We start from the raw sequence: 15,982 nt of genomic DNA, 5'->3' as shown, positions 1-15,982 counted from the left end.
AATAATGACCGCACGCTAAGTTGCAGGAGAGCTCGTTCATGGCCGTTAATCCCAATATCATCGGCATCGTCAGCGATGAATTCACCAACCCAAATACCGTCACGATGCTGAATGAAATGACGCGCCAGTTAAACGCGCGTGGTTTAGTGACGCTGTTGCTGAATGTCGATTCAGCAGAAAGCTATCAACGTATGTTGCAGAATGCCGCATCTTTGCCGCTGGCGGGGTTGGTATTTCTGACATCCCTGTTTGAGGATGAATTGCATACCGCAGCAAAACTACTGCCTGACGTGGCGACGGTGCATTTAAGCCAGAGCCGTGAAGCAGGTGCTGAGGTCGTGATTGCCGATGGTTTCGATGCGGGTGCCGGGATGGGGTTATTGTTACTGTCTCAAGGACATCAACGCTTTGGCTTTATGCACAGTCAGCAGCAGGCCGATCCCGCGCGTCAAATGGCAGGCCTGGTGTCCAGCCTTGAGGCAGAACATAAAACGCTGAACATTCAGCTGGTGGCCGGGGCTAACGATCGAGAACTGGCTTATCAGACCATGATGGCCTACCTGAAGAAAACCCGTGCAGCCGAGCGCATTAATGCACTGTTCTGCGAAAGCGATGTGCTGGCCTTTGGTGCATTGCAGGCAGTGCGCGATTTTGGCCAAGGCGCACACGTGGCAGTCGTAGGTTTTGATGATGTGGATGAAGCCCGCGCCTCAACCTGGCATCTGACCAGTTGGGCACAGCGTCGTGACTTGCTGGTCAACGAAGCACTGAATCGTTTACTGGAAAACCGTGCTGATACAGGCAACGCCTGGCAGCAAGGTGAGTTGCAGGTGCGTCACTCCCATCACGGAAAATATGTCCCGGGTGAAATGTCGCAGTGTGGTTGTGCGATTCGACACTAATTTTATTGGGTCGCCAGGCCGGCGACCCGCTGCAATCAATTCTCTAAACGCCCGACCAGGCTAGCAGAACCCAGCGCGTGACCTTTCAATTTTGCGACTAACTCAGTGTGACTGAGTCCTGCGGGTAAAGTGCCGTTCGCAAGGTCGGTCGCCACCAGCACAAAATTGTAGTGGTGATAGCCCGCGCCTGCGGGTGGACAAGGGCCATAATAGTTTTGCGTGCCGGGCGTATTGGTGCCATAGCTAAAATTTCCTCCTTTGCTTAACTCACCCTGTTGGAATTTGTTACGCGTAGCATCAATGTTGTACGCCAGCATATGCGTCACCCCCAAGCCTTTGGCGCCAGCCGGATCGGTCAGCAGTAGCACATAACTCTGGGTGCCCACGGGCGGATTGGCCCAGCTAAGCGCGGGCGACAGGTTTTTGCCGCTGCAGGAGAGATTGTTCTTATCATTGCCACCCAATGCTTTCTTCATCACGCCGTTATCGGCGAAGTCTGCTGACTTAAGCGAAAACACCGCCGCATGGGCAAACAGTGGCAAGCTGCTTAAGCAGAGTAGGGTCATTAACTTCTTCATTATTGCTCCTCAACAAGGACGGGTTGTGCGTGCGACAGTCGATCCCACGCGTGAAAATTAGCGCTGGGCTAGCGCCGTTGGCTGACGCGCCGAATAGAGCACAACGATGGCGGAAAACAGGGCAAATGCTGCAGCACACAACAACATGCTGGCAAATCCATCGGCGTAGCTGGTAATGATGAGTGGTTGTAAAGAGACCTGATGAACGGCGTCATACATCGCCAGTGCATGGCGGAAATCGCCGGCGATAACCTGCGCGCTAAAACCGGGTTGAAGGGGCAACTGCGCGTGTAGCATCGCTGATTGTAATTGCCACTGTGTGCTGGCCGCCAGAATCGCGCCCAGCGTGGCAAATCCTAACAAAATGCCGGAAAAACGGGCTGTTGTGCTGATACCCGATGCCATTCCTGCCTGCTGCGGCGGTACGGTTGCCATAATCGCCTTTTGGGTTTCGCCATTGAGCAGCCCACCGCCACTGCCGAGTAGGGCCATACCCGCCAGGGTCAGCAGCAAATGGTGGTGGTACACGGCAGTCGCAATCATCATGTTGCCAAAGGAGACGGTGACCAGGCCAAGAGCCAGTAAAGTGGCGGCATGCAGGCGTTTGCCGAGCCAGCGCGCCACAACAGGAAACAGCAGCATTGCCAAAGCGAAAGGCAGCATACCCGCTCCGGCCATTAAAGGCGTCATTCCCTCAACATTCTGCAATAACAGCGGCAGTAATGAGGTCATAACTTGCGCGGTGGCAGCGTAAGCAAACATCGCTAATACTGCGCCAATAAAGGGGAACGAGCGGAAAAGTTGCAGATTCAACATCGGCCTGCTTTTGCCACTTTCCACACGGATAAATAGGCCAAACCACAACGCGCCGAGACACAATCTGCCCACAACTTCACGGCTCAACCAGCCATGTTGCGGCGCTAATATTAATGCCCAGGTCAAACAGAACATGCCTGCGATAAACAGCGCGATGCCAGGTAAATCGAGTTTACCCGCGTGTTCATGCCTGGATTCCTCAATGTGGCGGGTGACGGCCAGCATCAGCAGGGCACAAATAGGAATATTGACAAAAAATGTCCAGCGCCAGCCAAGCAACGTACTGATCATGCCGCCGGCTAACGGTGCCAGCACCATGGTTAATCCCATCACACCGCCCCAAATCGCCCATGCCCGGTTACGTGCCTGACTATCGCGAAAGCTGTGCGCGATAATTGCCAGTGCTGGCGCCAGCAGAAATGCGGAGCCAATACCCTGAACCGCACGGGCAATATTGAGTGCCAAAACGCTGGTCGCCATGCCACAGGCGAGTGAGGCCAGTGCAAACAGTAAAATGCCGCCGAGAAAGAGTCGGCGTCGGCCAAATTTGTCTGCCAGCGACCCTGCCGGCAAAAGGAGTGAGGAAAAGCTCAGCACGTAAGCGCCAATGACCCATTCCATGTCTGCAAAAGAAGCATGCAGACCTTTAGCGATGGTTGGCAACATAACGCCGACGATATTGGTGTCGATTACCGTCAATGCGCAACCGGTTGAGGCGACGAGTAAAACACGATTCAGATGGCGATGGTCGAGCGCGATGGTAGCAGTGTACATCTTTTCTCCCGCGAGCATGGTAGTGAATGCTTTACAGCTTGAATCCATCACGGAAGTCATTCAATAAACAGTACTGGAGTTATTGTTAGGCAAAACCTAACAACATTTATATTGCTGGCGTTTACGTTTCAGGTAATGATCGACATGTTCATCACACAAGATAAGTAGGAGGTAAAACGTGGAATTACGCCATCTACGCTATTTTCTGGAACTGGCAAAAACGCTGCATTATGGCGTGGCGGCTGAGAATCTTAATATATCCACGCCGACGCTGTCGGTGCAGATTAATCAATTGGAAGAAGAATTAGGTGCGCCATTATTTTATCGCACTCAACGTAAAGTCGAGTTGACGCAGATTGGAGAAATTTTCCAACAGGAGGCGCGTGAGACTCTACAACATGCGGAGCAGGCCAAATCCCGAGTACGTAGTGCCGCTCGCGGCGAACGCGGTTATATCCGCGTGGGCTATGTGGCATCCGCACTATTATCTGGCATTTTAACCCGGTTATTGACGAGCTTTAGTGCCAGCGCACCTGATATCTCAATCAATGCACGTGAATCAGTCATGGATACACTGGCCACTCAGGTCAGTGAACGTACTATTGATGTTGCCTTTGTGCGCGGTCCTGTGCCGTTGCCTGCCGATGTCGGATACATTGAAGTCGAGCAAGATCACTTCGCATTGGCACTGCCGGATAACCACCCGCTGGTTGCGCAGGAACAACCCATCGAACCTGCGCAACTTAAAGGGGAAACCTTTATTTTGCCCGAACAAGTGTCTGGCACCGTGACCTTTGCACAGCGTGGTGGGTTTATTCTTAGTCGTAGCTGGTCGGCGGGCAGTTTAAATGAAGTGCTGGCCAATGTCGCATTAGGTAATGGTGTCGCGGTAATACCGGCTATTCTGGTGACTCAATTAAAATTAACCGGCATCACTTATCGCGAAATACCCGGAGCCGTTATTCCTTCATCCATTTGGTTCTTATATCGTAAACGTGAACGTACTCCCGCAGTGAATAAGCTGGTGCGCATGATTGAACGAAGCACCTGACTATTTTATTTGCAACGTCGCAACGCGATCTTTCAATGCGCGTTCAATCGCCTTGCGGTGATAGGGTGACATTTTGCGCCACTCCTGTGCCTCTTTACGCGTACGGCCGCAGGCACGACACCAGCTATTTTTTCCCTCAAAAATACAGACATCAGTACAAGGCGATTTTACAGACATGGAAATAATTCCTTATTGGGTGAGGCCACTGTAGCCATGGAACATCATATAGACGCCCACGATGGCAATCAGGGCACTAGAGAAGTAAGGTGCACGGCGTGCAATATCGGCGAAACCTTTCCATCGACGGGATACATGCCGAACACTTAGCGCCGCACCTACGCCGACGGTCACCAGCGTAAGTGCCAGGCCGATGCTGAAGCAGACCACCAGCGCCGCACCAAGACTAAACTGCTTCACCTGCAGGCAGAGAAGGAGGACCGTGATCGCTGCGGGGCAGGGAATTAATCCCCCCGTCAGGCCGAAGAGAAGAATTTGCAGATTGCTGATTTCACGGCCATCAAAGCGTCGGCGTATGTCTTCCGCGTGCGCGCGCTCGTGAGCATCCTGATATTCCTGAGAACCTTCCGCGAACCTGGCCAATTCGCCATGATGTCCGTGTTCATGATGATGCCCGTGCCCATGATGATGCTCATGCTCATGATGCTGCTGATGCTTATGATGATGCCCGTGCCCATGATGATGCTCATGCTCATGCTCATGCTCATGATGATGCCGATGCTTATGATGATGCCCATGCTCATGATGATGCTCATGTTCATGATGATGCCCGTGCTCATGATGATTCCCATATTCATGATGATGATCCTGCTTATGGTCATGATCGTGGTGCTGGCGCCACGCTTGTGCTTCAGACCAGGTACGCCAGAACATCCAGGCAGCTGTTGCAATGATAATGAGGCCTGAAATCAGCTGCAGCCAGGGTTCGGCAGCTTCGGCAGTAAACTGCCGACTGATATACATCCCGCCCATCGCAATCAGCCATACCACCGCAGTGTGGGAAAAAGTGGCTGCCAGACCCAGCATCACCGCCTGGCGAACACTGCCACGGATGGCGACGATAAATGCCGCCATCATCGTCTTAGAGTGACCCGGCTCCAGGCCGTGCAACGCCCCAAGCAAGATGGCGCTTGGGATAAACAGCAACGCGCTAGACGTGCCCTGGCTCAGCAGGGCAGCGAAATCATTCATGGTGTGCATCTCGTGTCGTGATAAGTTGAAAGCGGCATTGCAGTGCCGTAAAATCAAAAAATTCAAAGAAAATATACTATACCCCAGTATATATTAAGATCAACAGGAGCCGAGAATGGGCCATACACTCAAGCATCAGAAAAGCCTGTTAACCCGCGTACGTCGTATTAAAGGGCAGGCAGCTTCGCTCGAGACCGCATTGGAATCGGGTGAGGAGTGCCTAAAAGTGTTGCAGCAGGTAGCAGCGGTACGCGGGGCAGTTAATGGTCTAATGGCAGAACTGCTGGAGGGGCATATCAAAGAGCACCTGATGAATGAATCTGCCACCGAAGCGGAGCGCACTCAGGATTTGGAAGAGATTGTCAGCGTTATACGTTCATATCTGAAGTAGGAGCAAACCATGCTGTGGCTCATCGTAAAATACGCCATCACGGCGGGCATGGTGGTGCTGATTTCTGAAGTGGCGAAACGCAGTGACCGTCTCGGAGGGTTGATTGCGGCGCTGCCATTAGTGACGATATTGGTGTTGATCTGGATGAAGCTGGAAGGTCAGAGCCAGGCAAAGATCGCCAGCCACGCCTGGTATACCTTCTGGTACGTGGTGCCAACCCTGCCGATGTTTGTCGCCTTTCCATTTCTCTTTCAGCGCTGGGGATTTTGGCCCACGCTGGTGGCGAGTTGCCTGTTAACTATCGTGATTTTTGTCCTGTGGGCAACGTTGCTAAAGCGCTTTGGCATACAATTGATGTAGTCTGATATTTTATGCCTGCACCCTTTTTCTTTACCCCTTTTTTATCTCGCGCTTGATGAATGAGGAGGGAGAATCCAGCACACAGGTTTATCAAAGTATTTTACTGGGTGCGGGATTCAGCGGGCGCGCGCGGTACTGAGGTCAGGGCGCGATATTGACCGCGCCCAAACATTCAAATGAGCGCGTCAGCCGTAGCCGCCAGTTGGGCAAACGGACCCGATAGCGTTTGGTTATGATGGGCAATGATCTGGGATGCACTCATCTGCCCGTTGTCTGTCGTGCTATGTGCATCGCTGATTAATACCACGCGAAAGCCTAAGTCTGCCGCTGCCCGGCAAGTCGTATCCACGCAATATTCTGTTTTCAAACCACAAATCACCAACTCTTCAATTCCGGCGAGTTGTAGCGAAGCCAGGAGCGTCGTGCCACGGAAACAGTTGGGGTAGCGTTTCACAAACACACCATCCAACTCGGCATCTATCGCCAACTGTGGAATAAGCTGCGTGAGAGGACTGCTCTCGGCAAGAGGTGTTCCCTCAGGCCCGGTATGGCGAGCAGCAAAGATCGGAGCTTTTGCGCCGCGTGCACGGGCAATCAAGGTGTTGATATTGTTCAGCAAAGTTTCTGCGGCAAATGGCTGCTGCGGCGCAAAAAACAAACCGTGTTGCATATCGATAATCAATAGCGCTTTTTTACTTGAGGATGGCATGGTGTGTCTCCTTTCACTGGGTGATGAACGGAGACAATCCCCGTCCATTGGCTGACGGGGTGAGGATTCTGTACGCTTACGTTTTTGCTACAGATACACTCACGCCGCCGATGAATGCGGTGGTGGTTGTCACTGTGGTCAACGTAATGAACCAAGACATCATCGGCTCGCGGCAGATTGGGGAATAAATCTGACGTTAGCACAACATCGTACAAAATCCCTGCGGTTTTTTTTCTGCTGAGAGGAAAAGGCGCTAAAGTAGCAGTCAGTGTGTATCTGCGGAGAGACGACGTTGGTAAAGCCCGTCCACTTGTCACGCGTTCTGCATAGCCCTATGGCGGGTACAGAGGCCATGGCGCTGCAGAGCGAACATACCTTCCCGCGCCATTCCCATGATCACTTCGGGATGGGTGTCATCTCGCAAGGTGCACAGCGCTCATGGAGCCTGCTGGGGCAGATAGAGGCCGGCCCTGGAGATGTGATTATTGTCAATCCGGGAGAAGTGCACGATGGTATGCCGCTTCAGGGCGCGCGTAGCTGGCAGATGGTCTATCTGGAACCTGAACTGTTGTGGCAGGAGTTACGGATGGAGAGGAGTGATGCCGATGCAGTGCTCAAGCCGTTAGTCAGAGACAACTCTCTGAGCCATCGTCTGCTTCAGCTTTTTTTTGCCCTAAATCAGACCAAGGTTGAACCGGGTTTTCTGGAAGAGACGTTATTACAATGCTTAATGCACCTCTGTCATCACCACCTTCTGACCCTGGCTTTCCCGCCCAACATGACACCCACGATACAAAGGGCAAAGCAATATTAAGATGATGCTCCATCACGTCAGACGAGCCTGAGTGAATTGGCAACGTTGTGTGGGCTAAGTCGATTCCAACTTTTGCGCAGTTTTGCTCGTGAAGTTGGAATGACGCCCCATGCCTATCTCATGCAGTTGCGCGTACGTAATGCAAGACAATGGCTGGCAAAAGGGAATAGTGTGGCTGATGCCGCTGTTATGAGTGGTTTTGCCGATCAAAGCCACCTCACGCGTGCATTCTCGCGCCAAATGGGTATCACGCCGGCACGCTATCAAAAAGCCATTCTGCTGTAATCCTCTGCAATTTTGTTCAAGACGCAGGCATTTCGTGAATTGATACTCAGGCGATACATTCGACTGAGGGATTAAAAATGCACGCTGGAATAGAGTTTTATGTCACTACTTTGGTGGTGGTGATGTCACCGGGCCCTGGGGCTATGTTAACTATTGCCAGCGGTCTGAATCGAGGAATGCGTGTCAGTTTTATTACGGCTTTAGGGTGCACGCTCGGTATTGTGCCGCATCTTCTCGCTACATTGCTGGGATTAGCCGTTATTTTTCATACCAGTGACTACGCATTCAACATGTTGAAGCTAATCGGCGTTGGCTACTTGCTCTACATGGCGTGGATGGCGCTACGTGAGCGGACGTCACTGACCACGGAGGTGGAGAGTAAAAAATCCGCATTGCGTATTATTAACCATGCTCTGTTACTCAATCTCTTTAACCCTAAATTATCGCTGTTTTTTCTGGCTTTTTTACCGCAATTTATCGCTTCAGAGAGTTCGACGCCGACACAAGATATGTTAGTACTGAGTGCCATTTTTATGTTGCTGACGCTTTTCATCTTTATGTTGTATGGCGCTTTTGCCGCGCTGATGAGGCGTCGGGTGCTCGAAAAACCGCGCGTGATGCGCTTTATGAACCGAATCTTTGCGTTGAGCTTTGTTTGCCTGGGCATCAAATTGCTCATCAGTTCGCGATAACCCATTTATAAAGGAGAAATCTTGATGGAATTTGACTCTATTGATGCAGTCAGGGAAGAAATTGATAAAGTGGATCAACAAGTTGTGGCACTGATTGCCCGTCGTGGAGAGTGTGTTAAGGCCGCTGCACAGTTTAAACAAGACCGCGCAGCGGTACGCGCTCCCGATCGTGTCCAACAGGTGATTGATAAAGTGAGATGTCAGGCAAAAGCGCAGGGGTTATCTGAGGAAATTATTGAGCAGGTTTACCGTGCGATGATTACGGCCTTTATCGATTATGAGCTGCAACAGCATGGTGAATTGAAAGCGTAGTGAAGCGCCCGACAAAAAAAGGCTGCAATGGGTTAAAATTGCAGCCTTAAGTTATGAAAATTTCATTAACAAGAGGGTGCCTCGAGGCCCCGATTTTAATGCTGTGTGTCTTTGCCCGTATTATCGCGGTTGCGAAAAATGTGTGTGACGTTGTTGGTATCTTTGAGTGCCATGCTGTCCTGAGTGGAGGATTGCATGTTGTTCTTCACTTCTGCCATGGCGCGGCTTAGTGCTTTTTGGCGGCCAGCATCGGGTTCAACGGACGCCATCAAACGAAGCTTATCGAGTAGGGCGCTGTTCGTCACCGGCCCCTTTTTTTTCAGCAGCTGCAGTACGGCATCGCCCATGACGATATCAGTTAATCATTCATCTTTACTTCTGTTCATACACGTTCTCTGGTTACCGCAAAGACCTGCGACAGGTAACAAAGTGGATTCAGTCTAACGTGAAATAACCTATGAGGCGGAAGCCACTTTGTCCGATGTCAGGTCGGTGCGTAAGTTCTCAGGATCATCGCTCGGAGGTAAACATCAGGCCAATTAACTGTTGGTAGTGCAACTCTTCTTCCGGGCTGTTGGCCTGTTCCAGTCGGCAAATCAGCTTGGTGCAGATCGTTTTGCGACTCAGTGAACGGCCTGAACGCAGTATTTCTCCAACGATTTTACCCAGGATTTCCTGCTGAGAAGGCAGGGAAGCCTCATTAAAATAACGCGTAATCGCATCCGACGTTGATAGCAGGTTGCTACCCTGACGCATGGTTCCATCCTCCAGGTTAACTAATGAGCACCAGGCCCACTAAAGTTATACAAAGAACAGCCTGTTGTACAGGAATAAGGTTAACCATCAGGGGAGCTGTTTTTGCAAAAAGTGCTAGTCTATTAATTACAGATGCTTATGTAAAAGCACTCTTTTCAGGGCATTAAACTTGATGTCTGGGCTAATAAGATAGAGATTGAGTTAACCTATGGTACTTAGTACTATAGATATTGCATGTGTGGACAAGGAGCGTCCTTATCGAATCACAGTCAGGAGACACCATGGCAATTTATGTTTTAAAACCATTCGGCAGAAATACCAAAGCTGATGGGATTGACGTCGGCAAGCTATGCATTGCAGCGTTAGAAGTTATCGCGGGTCGATATGAAGCTAATTTAGGCGGTGGGGTATATAAGAAACGTATTCCCTTAACCAAAGGTAAAAGTAGTGGTGCCAGAGCTGTCATTGCTTTCAAAATTGATAAGCACCTCTTCTTTGTAAATGGGTATGCTAAGTCAGCAGTCAAAAGCACAATACGAGAAATGACCGAAACTGAACTGCTACTTTATAAGCAAGTTGCCAAAGAGTTATTCAACCTCACCACTGAACAAGCAAGACGAGCGATTAGGGCGGGGAAAATGCGAGAGGTGCAGTGTGATGGTTAATCACCTTAAAGATCTTCAGGAAATCGCACATGATTTCAATGAAATTGGCGTTGTCTCTGATGATCGTAAAGAAAAAATCGATTCAAGGGTAAGATTGCGCGAGTTGCGAGCGGCACTGCCTGTTCAGCCTATGATGTCGGGCCAGGCTATTAAAGAATTGCGTGAGCGTTTGGGCTTGAGTCAAGCAATGCTGGCGGCTTGCGTTGGAATGTCAGTCGCCACGATTATTAAATGGGAACGAGAAGAAAAAAAACCAAACGGCGCGGCGCTGCGTTTGCTCAATATTATTGATCGTAAAGGTTTGAGTGTTCTTCAGTAATACCAAAGCCCCTGAATCGGGGCTTTAAGTTCCTTATTAATTATTTGAACCCCCAATGTGCTAATTACTATTACATTCCTGTAAAGGTCAGTAATCACCATCTGTTGAACGTGTCAGCGTTTTCCACGCCTCGATCTCTGCATTCAACGCCACAAGTTTATCTTTCACCAGCTTTAATGCATCGCTGCCGAGCAGCAAATGTGCAGGCGGGTTATCGCTCTCAATGATAGCCAGCATCGCGCGCGCTGCTTTCTGTGGATCCCCAAGCTGTTTGCCGCTTTTCGCTTCTCTTGCCTGGCGGATAGGATCAAAGAGAGCGTTATAATCACTGATGCTGCGCGCGCTTCGCACCATTGAGCGGCCTGCCCAGTCAGTACGGAATGAACCGGGGGCAACGGCCGTTACATGAATATTAAATGCGGCGAGTTCTTTGCTAAGAGTTTCTGAGATTCCTTCCAGCGCAAACTTACTCCCACAGTAATAACTAATGCCCGGCATGGTGATAAATCCGCCCATCGACGTGATGTTAAGGATATGCCCGCGACGCCGTTGGCGCATGAAGGGCAATACGGCTTTGATCATCGCCACGGCACCAAATACATTAACGTCAAATTGGTGGCGCATCTCCTCCAGCGAGGACTCCTCCATAATCCCTTCGTGTCCATAACCCGCGTTATTGACCAAAACATCAATTGGACCCTGATCAGCTTCAATGTCGGCTATTAGGTCATCAATAACAGCGAAATGAGTGACATCGAGTTCAAACGCCAGCGCATTTTGCGGATGGAGTTGTTCAAATGCCAATTTAGCTTCTACATTTCGCACCGTCCCGATCACGCGATAACCTTTGGCTAAGGCCTCCAGCGCCAGCGCACGACCGAAACCGCTGCTTACACCAGTAATCAAAAGTGTTTTAGAGGTAGACATCGTTTTTCTCCCTACATGAATGATGCATGCATAATATTCTCTGGAGGTCAGCGCTATAAGGCCGTATCTTCTGCTTTTATTGCCTAATCTTATGAGTGAGGAGGAGTGGTGGTAGATTCAGAGGTACAACAACGTACGGTGGAATTGCTTAAATCGCTCGCGCTGCATGAGGGCTACAACCTGACGGCACTTTCTGATGTGCGTATTTTGCGTTCAGATCGCCCACTAGCACGCACGCCAGTGCTTTACGATCCCGGTATTGTGATTGTCTGCCAGGGCACTAAGCGTGGTTTCTTTGGCGATCAAATCTACCTCTACGATGAGCAACATTATCTGGCGGTTTCTGTGCCGGTTCCCTTTACCATGGAAACCGCAGCGAGCGCAGAACACCCGTTGCTGGCGATCTACATGCATCTTGATTTCAGTGTGGCGACAGCATTGTTGCTGGAACTAGAGCAACAGCAAGTGCCTTTCACGGCGAAAGCGGCGCAGAGCATGATGTCGAGTCCCATGGATCAGCCGCTACGTGATTCAGTGCTACGTTTCCTGACGGCTCTGAGTCATCCTTTGGATGCACAGATCCTCGGCCCCGCACTGGTGCGTGAACTCTATTATCGTGTGTTGACGGGTGCACAAGGTCAGGCACTGCGTGCCGCGCTGACGTTGCAGGGGCAATTCGGCAAGGTGGGTAAAGCGCTGCGTCATATTCATGCCTGCTATGCCCAGACGCTCAATCTGGCGCAGTTGGCGGGTGAAGCAGGCATGAGCGTGCCGACATTCAGCGCGCATTTTAAAACCATCACCCAGCAGTCACCGATGCAATACGTGAAATCGGTACGCTTACATCAGGCGCGAATGCTGATGGTGCGTCAGGAGATGACGGCGGCCTCGGCGAGCCTTGCGGTGGGTTATGAAAGCGCATCCCAATTTAACCGGGAATTCAAACGTCTGTTCGGGCTGCCACCGGCGGAGGAGATCAAGCGCATGCAGCGCAATTTCGCGGTGCCGCCTGCACAGCAGGCTTCTGCATATGTCTCTTCGCATTAGGGCTCACACAGTGGTTTTAAGCACCATTACCGCATAACAACAAATGTCATCAGTCGCATTGGTAAACACACAATCCGTTGGATCGCCCAATTCCAGGCAATCACCGACGTTCATTTCAAACAGATTGTCGCCCTCCTGAAAGCGCAAAGTGCCTTCCAGCACCCAGATCAACTGACGACGTGAAAGGTAGGAAATCGCTGGCATTGGCACGTCAGTGTGCGGAGGGAGCTCTACACTCACGACATCCAACGGGATATCGCCAGGTGAAATATGGCGGCGAATGTAGCCCGTTTCCGGATCCTGCCACACGGGTTGTTGTGCATGGCGCAGCAACGTCCCGGGTTGAACTTCCGTGAGGGCGATGAGCTGCGACATGCTCATAGCAAACGAGCCGGCGAGGCGAGCGAGAGACGTCGCAGTTGGGCTGCTCTCACCCCGTTCTATTTTATGGATCATCGCCCGTGAAACACCGGACTGTTCTGCCAGGTCGGTTAAAGACCAGCCGCGCTTCTCACGTTCGATTTTAATGTTCTGACCAATGCGCGCATTGATGTCATCTTCTTTACTAGACAACTCATCTAACATAATGGATAACTACAATAGTAAACGAAACATCCACTATAGTGACGAGGCGGAAATCATGCAAATACGAGCAGCAGAAGAGGGCGATGCCGGGGCGATCGCGGACATCTACAACGACGCAGTACTCAACACCACCGCGATTTGGAATGAGAATACCGTGGATATTGCTAACCGCATCCAGTGGATGGCTGCAAGCCAGGCCGCAGGGTTTCCGGTATTGGTGGCGATTCAGGAGCAAGCCGTCATTGGCTACGCCTCCTATGGCGACTGGCGTCCCTGGGACGGCTACCGACATACCGTTGAACATTCAGTCTATGTCCATAAAAATGGGCGCGGCCAAGGTGTGGGCGGCATGCTGATGACCGCCTTGATTGAGCGGGCGCGCGAGCAGGGCAAACATATGATGATTGCCGGGATTGAGTCAGAGAACAGCGCTTCAATCGCGCTGCACAAGAAGCTGGGCTTCAATGATGGGGGGAGATTAAATCAGGTAGGCTGCAAATTTGGCCGATGGCTCGATCTGACCTTTTTGCAGCTTCAGCTTGATGCAAGGCCGCAGCCTTAACTTAGTGTTTCTGCAAAACGTATTCACTGGGTAAGCTGTCGATATCCTGCATGATCCGCGATACATGTTTGCGCATGCGATTACGTGCTAAGGCGGCGCCTTTTATCCCATCGAACGTTCAGCCAGTCGCCACGCTTTTGGCGACATTCCCGTCTCGCGTTTAAACGCATGGCTGAAGGCGCTTTCTGAAGTGTAACCCAGCGTCTGCACCACCACGGCCACCTGATCGGACTCCTCACGTAAGGCGCGTTCGGCTAATCGCATGCGCCATTGTGTCAGATAGGCAACCGGTGTCACACCCGCCACAGTTCGAAACTGCTGAGCAAAGGTGGTGCGTGACATGGCGCAGGCTTTTGCCAACTCTCCCAGATGCCAATTTCTTGCCGGATCGCCATGCATCAGTTGCAGCGCAGGCGCAAGACGCGCATCGCCAAGGGCTCGCAGCCAACTGGCGGGGAAAGCATCACAGGTTTGCAGATGAGCACGCAAAATCTGAATAAACAGCAGTTGCGCCAACTGTGACGAGGCCAGTTGCGAACCCGGCTGTGTGGTACGACGCTCTTGTACTAACTGGTCCAGTAACCAACGGAACGAGGCCGCTTGCGGAGAGGCGGCAGGGACATGAATCCATGGCGGCAAAACGTGCGTCAATAAACGGCCACTGGTGGGATTCAGCAGGACATGCCCACCGATATGCGCAAAATCATCCCCTTCACCAATGGGGGCATGAGGTTTTCCGGCACCGAAAAACACACTCATGGCATCAACCGGCTCTACGCCGGGCTCGCTGGACAGCACAAAGGCGCGTTTTGCACTCAGTAAACCAACATCGCCGGTTGAGAACAGAATTGGCCTGGTGCCGTCGTCAAACTGAACCCAGCATTGTCCTTTCAGGACGGCGAAAAACTTAATCTTCTCGGGCGCAGGGAAACGTAACGCCCAGCGCCCGCCCGCGCTAAAGCCTCCCGTCACCAGGGATTCCGCGTGGACGAATTTCAGGATGTCGGAAAAGGGTCGTTTTGCATTTCCGTACTATCACGCAACTTCCACGCACTATCAAGCATTCAAAATCCGGTCATGGCTGTTTACTCTGCTCAGTATCACAACAGCGAGGCATTTTTCATGACTAAAGAAACCGTTTTGGTGACGGGTGGTACCGGTTTTATCGCGCAACATTGCATTATTTCCCTGCTTAAACAGGGATACAGAGTGCGCACGACGGTGCGTTCAGCCCAGCGGGAGAACGAAGTGCGACAACATCTCCAGCAAGGAGGTGTAGAGCCAGGCGAAAACCTGACATTTGTCGTGGCTGATTTAATGGCCGATCAGGGTTGGGATGCGGCCACTCAAGGCTGTACTTATGTGCTGCACGGCGCATCACCTACACCATCCGGTGAGCAGGTCACCGAGGCCGATTGGATCAACCCCGCGATTGAGGGAAATTTGCGCGTTCTGCGGGCCGCGAGGGATGCAGGCGTGAAACGCGTGGTGTTAACGTCGGCATTTGGTGCGGTCGGAGTCGGTCACGCGGCGGACTACCCGCGCCCATTTAAGGAGACGGACTGGACGAACCTGGACAGCGATTTATGGCCGTATCAACGTTCCAAAACCTTATCGGAACGGGCAGCCTGGGCATTTATTGAGAAGGAGGGGCGGGGTTTAGAGCTGTCAGCTATCAATCCCGTGGCTGTACTCGGACCTGTGCTGGGCGCAGACTACTCACACTCAACCCGGATTATCAAAGAGATGTTAGAAGGGCAGCCGGGTTGCCCTGATATCAACAGCTGTTTTGTGGATGTGCGGGATGTCGCCGATTTACACGTCATCGCTATGAAGCACCCAGCAGCCAGGGGGGAGCGATTCCTTGCCAGTTCGGGCCATAGTTTGCGTCTGGTGGAGGTAGCCCATACCTTGAAAACGTCACTGGGTGACGCCGCCCGCTGCGTATCAACGATCGAACTCACGGATGAGAGTGTGCGGGCTGCTGCAGATAAGAATCCAGTGATGATAGGGATGGTGAAATTGTTGGGGGTAGATATGAACGTCACGGCAGAGAAAGCGATGTCTGTGTTGGGCTGGCAGCCGCGCACACCCCAACAGGCAATTATCGCGACGGCCCAGAGCTTGATTGAGCTGGGTTTGGTCTCACACAACTAGCGTCTGCGGGCAGCATGCAGTTATGTACTGACAGATACTGTGGCATTTATTCCCACCTAAACCTCAACACG

General features: G+C 51.6%; 22 protein-coding genes and 1 pseudogene. 13 read left to right on the top strand and 10 right to left on the bottom strand.

All coding sequences use genetic code 11. The features are described from left to right. The first annotated feature begins 38 nt into the window (after positions 1–38). Positions 39–902, top strand: coding sequence for a substrate-binding domain-containing protein (locus JK231_RS15760; RefSeq protein ID WP_211729018.1), 864 nt, complete (start codon positions 39–41; stop codon positions 900–902). 35 nt (positions 903–937) lie between these two features. Here the strand turns inward: JK231_RS15760 and JK231_RS15755 are convergent, their stop codons facing one another. Further along, positions 938–1,480, bottom strand: coding sequence for a YbhB/YbcL family Raf kinase inhibitor-like protein (locus tag JK231_RS15755; protein ID WP_211729017.1), 543 nt, complete (start codon positions 1,478–1,480; stop codon positions 938–940). Between the two features lie 57 nt (positions 1,481–1,537). Then, the gene (locus tag JK231_RS15750; RefSeq protein ID WP_211729016.1) at positions 1,538–3,070 is read right to left on the bottom strand and encodes an MFS transporter; all 1,533 of its coding nucleotides are present in this window, start codon (positions 3,068–3,070) and stop codon (positions 1,538–1,540) included. A gap of 178 nt (positions 3,071–3,248) precedes the next feature. Here JK231_RS15750 and JK231_RS15745 point away from each other — a divergent pair, with 178 nt between their 5' ends. Then, on the top strand, positions 3,249–4,121 hold the full coding sequence (locus JK231_RS15745; protein ID WP_034829867.1) for a LysR substrate-binding domain-containing protein: 873 nt from the start codon (positions 3,249–3,251) through the stop codon (positions 4,119–4,121). On the opposite strand, the gene JK231_RS15740 is transcribed toward JK231_RS15745, so the two are convergent. Both JK231_RS15740 and JK231_RS15735 read right to left on the bottom strand, forming a co-directional pair. Further along, positions 4,122–4,298 (bottom strand): DUF1289 domain-containing protein, encoded by a 177-nt coding sequence (locus JK231_RS15740; protein ID WP_045815653.1) that lies wholly within the window; start codon positions 4,296–4,298, stop codon positions 4,122–4,124. Positions 4,299–4,310: 12 nt separating this feature from the next. After that, the gene (locus tag JK231_RS15735; RefSeq protein ID WP_211729015.1) at positions 4,311–5,330 is read right to left on the bottom strand and encodes a nickel/cobalt efflux protein RcnA; all 1,020 of its coding nucleotides are present in this window, start codon (positions 5,328–5,330) and stop codon (positions 4,311–4,313) included. A gap of 115 nt (positions 5,331–5,445) precedes the next feature. Between JK231_RS15735 and JK231_RS15730 the strand changes: the two genes are divergently transcribed. Continuing rightward, the gene (locus JK231_RS15730; protein WP_034824208.1) at positions 5,446–5,721 is read left to right on the top strand and encodes a metal/formaldehyde-sensitive transcriptional repressor; all 276 of its coding nucleotides are present in this window, start codon (positions 5,446–5,448) and stop codon (positions 5,719–5,721) included. 9 nt (positions 5,722–5,730) lie between these two features. Next, positions 5,731–6,081 (top strand): DUF3147 family protein, encoded by a 351-nt coding sequence (locus tag JK231_RS15725; protein ID WP_211729014.1) that lies wholly within the window; start codon positions 5,731–5,733, stop codon positions 6,079–6,081. A gap of 172 nt (positions 6,082–6,253) precedes the next feature. Here JK231_RS15725 and JK231_RS15720 read toward each other — a convergent pair whose 3' ends face one another. Then, complete coding sequence (locus JK231_RS15720; protein WP_211729013.1) at positions 6,254–6,790, bottom strand: cysteine hydrolase family protein; 537 nt, start codon at positions 6,788–6,790, stop codon at positions 6,254–6,256. A gap of 352 nt (positions 6,791–7,142) precedes the next feature. On the opposite strand from JK231_RS15720, the gene JK231_RS25545 reads away from it, so the two are divergent. From JK231_RS25545 to JK231_RS15705, 4 genes and pseudogenes are all read left to right on the top strand, one after another. Further along, positions 7,143–7,604, top strand: a complete 462-nt coding sequence (locus JK231_RS25545) for an AraC family ligand binding domain-containing protein (RefSeq protein ID WP_249221730.1) — start codon at positions 7,143–7,145, stop codon at positions 7,602–7,604. Positions 7,605–7,628: 24 nt separating this feature from the next. Beyond that, positions 7,629–7,889 (top strand): annotated as a pseudogene (locus JK231_RS25540) (helix-turn-helix transcriptional regulator); the annotation flags it as partial. A 77-nt stretch (positions 7,890–7,966) separates the two neighbouring features. After that, positions 7,967–8,581 carry a LysE family translocator gene (locus JK231_RS15710; RefSeq protein WP_211729012.1) on the top strand — a complete coding sequence of 205 codons (615 nt, stop codon included), beginning with the start codon at positions 7,967–7,969 and terminating at the stop codon, positions 8,579–8,581. Positions 8,582–8,605: 24 nt separating this feature from the next. Further along, entirely contained in the window at positions 8,606–8,893 is a 288-nt protein-coding gene (locus tag JK231_RS15705; protein WP_097119074.1) for a chorismate mutase, read from the top strand. A 95-nt stretch (positions 8,894–8,988) separates the two neighbouring features. On the opposite strand, the gene JK231_RS15700 is transcribed toward JK231_RS15705, so the two are convergent. Both JK231_RS15700 and ycgZ read right to left on the bottom strand, forming a co-directional pair. Further along, the gene (locus JK231_RS15700) at positions 8,989–9,240 is read right to left on the bottom strand and encodes a hypothetical protein (protein ID WP_249221729.1); all 252 of its coding nucleotides are present in this window, start codon (positions 9,238–9,240) and stop codon (positions 8,989–8,991) included. Between the two features lie 163 nt (positions 9,241–9,403). Next, complete coding sequence (gene ycgZ, locus JK231_RS15695; RefSeq protein ID WP_211729011.1) at positions 9,404–9,649, bottom strand: regulatory protein YcgZ; 246 nt, start codon at positions 9,647–9,649, stop codon at positions 9,404–9,406. 281 nt (positions 9,650–9,930) lie between these two features. Here ycgZ and JK231_RS15690 point away from each other — a divergent pair, with 281 nt between their 5' ends. After that, positions 9,931–10,314 (top strand): type II toxin-antitoxin system RelE/ParE family toxin, encoded by a 384-nt coding sequence (locus JK231_RS15690; protein WP_211729010.1) that lies wholly within the window; start codon positions 9,931–9,933, stop codon positions 10,312–10,314. Then, complete coding sequence (locus JK231_RS15685; RefSeq protein WP_211729009.1) at positions 10,307–10,633, top strand: helix-turn-helix domain-containing protein; 327 nt, start codon at positions 10,307–10,309, stop codon at positions 10,631–10,633. Before JK231_RS15690 ends, JK231_RS15685 begins: the two co-directional genes overlap by 8 nt. Positions 10,634–10,720: 87 nt before the next feature. Here the strand turns inward: JK231_RS15685 and JK231_RS15680 are convergent, their stop codons facing one another. Then, positions 10,721–11,560: an oxidoreductase gene (locus JK231_RS15680; protein WP_211729008.1), complete on the bottom strand. Its 840-nt coding sequence runs from the start codon at positions 11,558–11,560 to the stop codon at positions 10,721–10,723. A 108-nt stretch (positions 11,561–11,668) separates the two neighbouring features. On the opposite strand from JK231_RS15680, the gene JK231_RS15675 reads away from it, so the two are divergent. Next, positions 11,669–12,607, top strand: coding sequence for an AraC family transcriptional regulator (locus tag JK231_RS15675; protein ID WP_349291525.1), 939 nt, complete (start codon positions 11,669–11,671; stop codon positions 12,605–12,607). Between the two features lie 3 nt (positions 12,608–12,610). Here the strand turns inward: JK231_RS15675 and JK231_RS15670 are convergent, their stop codons facing one another. Continuing rightward, positions 12,611–13,192, bottom strand: coding sequence for an XRE family transcriptional regulator (locus JK231_RS15670; protein ID WP_058960949.1), 582 nt, complete (start codon positions 13,190–13,192; stop codon positions 12,611–12,613). A gap of 55 nt (positions 13,193–13,247) precedes the next feature. Between JK231_RS15670 and JK231_RS15665 the strand changes: the two genes are divergently transcribed. Further along, positions 13,248–13,754, top strand: a complete 507-nt coding sequence (locus JK231_RS15665) for a GNAT family N-acetyltransferase (protein ID WP_211729006.1) — start codon at positions 13,248–13,250, stop codon at positions 13,752–13,754. Positions 13,755–13,856: 102 nt separating this feature from the next. On the opposite strand, the gene JK231_RS15660 is transcribed toward JK231_RS15665, so the two are convergent. Further along, complete coding sequence (locus tag JK231_RS15660) at positions 13,857–14,726, bottom strand: AraC family transcriptional regulator (RefSeq protein ID WP_211729005.1); 870 nt, start codon at positions 14,724–14,726, stop codon at positions 13,857–13,859. A 12-nt stretch (positions 14,727–14,738) separates the two neighbouring features. On the opposite strand from JK231_RS15660, the gene JK231_RS15655 reads away from it, so the two are divergent. After that, entirely contained in the window at positions 14,739–15,911 is a 1,173-nt protein-coding gene (locus tag JK231_RS15655) for an aldehyde reductase (protein ID WP_349291524.1), read from the top strand. Positions 15,912–15,982 lie beyond the last annotated feature (71 nt).

It is taken from the genome of Pantoea sp. JGM49, from assembly GCF_018257655.1.
In the GTDB taxonomy this organism is placed as follows: Bacteria; Pseudomonadota; Gammaproteobacteria; order Enterobacterales; family Enterobacteriaceae; genus Pantoea; species Pantoea communis.
The sequence above is the reverse complement of the archived record's forward strand: the minus strand, read 5'-3'. Positions and strand labels throughout refer to the sequence as shown.